A 4,419-nucleotide genomic window follows, 5' to 3' on the forward strand; every position below is an offset into this window, starting at 1 on the left:
GGGACCGGTAGCACGAATGGATACAGGTCGTCGTGGCCCATCGAGCGGTTCACCATGTTCAGCGACCACGCCAGCGGCAGCCACATCTCTATGATGGTAGGAAAAGCGCTGGGACCCAACACCCTCCGCTCGAACGTTGCCGCAGCAGGTGCGATACCGCACGCAGCCGACGTGTCCAGGGCGTCGCGGATGTGCAAGTAATGCGCGAAGGTCTCCGCCCAGTCCTCGGCCGGATGCATGGCCGCATACGACGACACGAAGCGCTCCTCCCAGCCCGCTGGTGGACCGTCGCGGTAGTGGCGGCTCAGCGCCTGCTGGTAGTCGGCGTCCGGGTCGCCGAACAGCTCGCCAAAGCGTGCGAGGTACTCCGGTGACGGGTCGATGAGCCGGTAGAAGTAGTAGTGTCCGATCTCGTGGCGGAAGTGCCCGAGCAGGGTGCGGTACGGTTCGTCCATCTCGATCCGCAACCGCTCGCGGTGCACGTCGTCACCTTCGGCCAGATCCAGTGTGATGACGCCGTTGCGGTGTCCGGTGAGGACCTTTTTGTGCTCGCTCGATAGCAGCTCGAATGCCAGTCCGTAGTCGGGGTCTTCATCGCGTCCGATGATCGGCAATTTCAGCTCGCACAGTTCAGCGATCAGCCGCCGCTTGGCTCGTTCAGCCTGTGCGAAAGCGGCCAGCCCCTTGGTGTCGGCATCGTTGGGCCGTTTTCGGGTCAGCTTGCAGGATGCGCACAGCCCACCGAATTGGCGCTCCTTGACCAGCCAATTGCATTCGGCGAGATGAAGGTTGGAGCACAGTTGGTAATCCTCGGCGTGGACGGCGCCGGGTTGGTCGCGCTCCGATTCGGCGATCACCAGCAGGGTCATGTCATCGAGCGAGAACCCGAGTGCGGCATCGCAGGACAAGCATATCGAGTTCTCGAACGTCAAGCGCTGACCGCAGTTGGGGCACACGAAGTCACGCATGCAGCACTTCACTTTCGCAGGGTGTTACGTCGACGGCGACGTCGATGACGCTGCTCTCGGAGTTAGTGTAGATGATACCGCGCAGCGGCGGCACATCCGTGTAGTCGCGGCCAAGGCTGGCGATGATGTATCGCTCGTCGGCCATCTGGTCGTTGGTGGGGTCCAGGCCGAGCCAGTGGTGCTCAGGTGTCCACACCGCCGCCCAGGCGTGGGTAGCGTCGACGCCGATCATCCGGTCCTTGCCCGGCGGCGGGTCGGTGGCCAGATAGCCGGAGACATAGCTGGCGGCCAGGCCGTTGGCGCGCAAGCAAGCGATCGCCAGCCGGGCGAAATCTTGGCATACCCCTTCACGGGCCGCCAACACCTCGGTGACTCCGGTAGACACCGTCGTCGAACCGGAGCGGTAGGTGAAGTCGCCGTAGATTCGTCCAGTCAGGTCGCGCAGCACCTCGATCAGCGAGCGCCCCGCCGCGAAGCTGGGAGCGGCGTACTCGCGCACGTCATCGGTGATCTCCGGCGGGTCCAGGTCAAGGGTGAAATCAGTGGCCAGCGCCCCGTCCAAGCCGGCGGGACGAGCGGTCTCCCAGGGGGCGCACGCTGATCCGCCGTCGTAGAGATCGGCCGGTGGCGGGTCCACCTCGACGATGGAGTCACTGGTGATCGTCAGGGTTTGGTGCGGCTCGGTGATGTGGAAATACGAGCTGACGTTGCCGTAGGTGTCGCGACTGATGGAGCTGTCGGCAGGTGCCGGCTCGATCCGCAACTCGTGGGCAAGGCAGCGCTGCCTCTCGCAGTCACGCGGCCTGAGAAACCCGCGGCCATAGGAACTGGTCACGATATCGGAGTAACGGTATTCGGTGCGGTGGGTGATGCGATAACGGCGGGTAGGCGGCTGGCCGGAGAGTGCGGTCACGGCAGCGTCCGGCGTCGGTCGGATCCCCACAGCGGCTGCATCGCGCCGGGCAGCGAGAGCTGGGTGGCGGTGATGACGCCGGCCAGGTCGCGCAGCCCGGTGTGCACACCGTCAAGCAACGCGGTCAGCTCGGCCCGCTCGCCTTCGGCGCCAACCACATTGAGGTCGGCCGGGTCCAAGCGTCGTAGCGGGGTGTTGATCTCATCGACCAACCGTTCAGCCTTTGACGGGCCGGACACTTCGGGCAGTGACTTCACGTCGGCGCGCAGCCGTTCCAGCTGGTACACCAGCGACCGCGGGTTCTCTGGATCGAAGAGCACCAGCTCGGCCACCGCGCCAACACTCACCGCGCCCAGGTTGCGCCGCAGGTAAATCACCGACGACTCGCAAGCCACCAGAGTGGACTCGGTGATTGTTTGCTCGTCGACGAGGCCGTGAGCTCTCCCCAACGTGGCGCGTAACAGTCCGGCTAGCCACAACCCGCGCTCGATCCGTTTGCCGATATCGGTCATCGTCCAACCGACGTCACGAACCATCGATTCGGCGGCCACTCCGGACAGTGCCAGCATTCCCGCCAGAGTCAGAGCATGCGCAGTGCCCAACGCGGTGTCATCGGCTGCGGGTTCGCTAGGTGGGGCTGGGCGTCCGTTCGTCAGCTGCGCCAAGGCCCGTTTGACACCACCAAGGATCATCCAGGTGTCCTTGGACATCTGGTCACGTACCGCTCGGGCCGCCAAACCCAGGCGTTCCACTGACTGCGTCAGCGAACCGGGGCGCTGTGCATCGACGGTGAACGACCACAGGGTGCGTGGCGCATCCGCCACCCGCTTCGCGTCGGAATTTCCGGTGCCCGTGCCGGTGATCTGCTCAAGTGCGGCGAGCAGTACGGGCACACATTGGCTGCCCGCCATCTCTGGGCGGTAGCGGAATTCGTGGTAACGCTCACGGGTGATGGTCAGCAAGCGGGCCATGCCCTCAGCCCGCTCAGCGTAGCGGCCCAGCCAGAACAGATCGGAGAGCACCCGCGGCGAGCTGATCCCGCGGGTGCCGCTGGGCTTGATTGCCGGCAGCTCGGCTGTGGGCGCCGTGACCTCGGCTTGGGTGCGCGTCGAAGGCCTCACCCAGATATCTTTTGCCGCAACGGTATCCAAGGTGTAGGCAGCGTTTCCAGGCGCCAGGACGTAACCGAGCCCACCGCTCATCGGCGCGTAGCCGCCCCGTTGAGCGACGGTGAACAACCGCATTCCGACGCTGGCGGAACTCAGCCCGTCCGAGTAGTGGTCGGTGGGTGCTGACGAGAACTGCGGCGGCTCCTGGCCGACCCATTGCCAGGGGGTGGCCTCGATGCGTGCCGCCAGCGCCTCGCGTTGCCCCGACGACAACTCGGGCCCGACGATGGTCTGGCCACCGGTAGTCGGCCGGATCAACAGTGTCGACATTCGGGCGAGCAGGTGTGAGCGTTCGGCGTCGATGCCGCCCCAATAGAGGGGAGCTGTCGGTAGCAGCGGGGTCTCACCGAGCAGCAGCTGCGCCAGTTGGGGCAAGAACCGCAGCAGTCCTGGGCTTTCCAGAATGCCGCTGCCGAGCGTGTTGACCACGGTCACCGCTCCGCGTCGGAGCACCTCGACCAGCCCGACCACGCCCAACTGAGAATCGGAACGCAGATCGAGCGGATCGGCATACTCGGCGTCGACGCGCCGCAGCACGACGTCGACTTGCTTCAGGGTGCCCAGCGAGCGCATCCACAGCTTGCCGGCGCGAACCACCAAATCAGCACTTTCCACCAGGGGGAATCCCAGCGCCGATGCCAGATAGGCCTGGTCGAACGCGGTCTCGGAGTAGCTGCCCGGGGTGAGCACCACCACCACCGGATCCACGGCGGACTCGGGCGCCACGTTGATCAGCGCCAACCGCAACGTCTGGGCGAACGGCGAGGTGGGGCGTGGACTGACCCGCTCGTAGAGGTTCGGAGCCGCGTGCGCAACTACCCGGCGGTCGGCCAGTGCGTATCCGACTCCCGACGGGGCCTGTGTCCAGTCCGCGTTGACCAGGAAACCCCCGGACCCGTCCCGGCTGACGTCGCAGCCGTGCAGGAAGAGTTGACGCCGGCCGGGAACCTCTATCCCGTTGGCCGCCCGGATATAGCCGGGGTGGGCGAACAGCAACTCGGGCGGTAACACGCCGCTGGTGACCACATGCCGTGGCCCGTAGATGTCGGCCAGCACTTCGTCAAGCAGCTGGCTGCGTTGTATCACACCGGATTCCAGGGTGTCCCAGTCTTCCGATGAGACCAGTAGCGGCAGCCCGTCCAGCTGCCAGGGTGTGGGTGCAGCGATGTCGTGACCATTGTCGTGACCATTGCCGGTGATGCTGTCGCTTGCGCTGTTATCGATGGAAATATAGGTGATTCCGTCGTTGTCGACGAGCGCGCTGACCGTCGCACGCAACCGGTCCAGACCCGTGCGCCCCCGCTCGCCGACGACCTCGGCGAACTCCGACCAGCCCGGGCGGACGTTGCCGGCGGCATCGACGAACTCG

The 4,419-nt window shown here is 65.5% G+C and carries 3 protein-coding genes; all 3 read right to left on the reverse strand.

Annotated features, from left to right (window positions below):
- A partial coding sequence (locus tag AC2VOU_RS03660) for a zinc-binding metallopeptidase family protein (protein WP_486956125.1) occupies window positions 1–968 on the reverse strand: 968 nt, incomplete at its 3' end.
- Window positions 961–1,881, reverse strand: a complete 921-nt coding sequence (locus tag AC2VOU_RS03665) for a transglutaminase family protein (protein WP_486956126.1) — start codon at window positions 1,879–1,881, stop codon at window positions 961–963. The genes AC2VOU_RS03660 and AC2VOU_RS03665, both read right to left, overlap by 8 nt.
- Window positions 1,878–4,419 (reverse strand): circularly permuted type 2 ATP-grasp protein (locus tag AC2VOU_RS03670; RefSeq protein WP_486956127.1); only part of this gene is annotated, 2,542 nt, incomplete at its 5' end. The genes AC2VOU_RS03665 and AC2VOU_RS03670, both read right to left, overlap by 4 nt.

Source organism: Mycobacterium sp. TH-M25 (assembly GCF_057473665.1).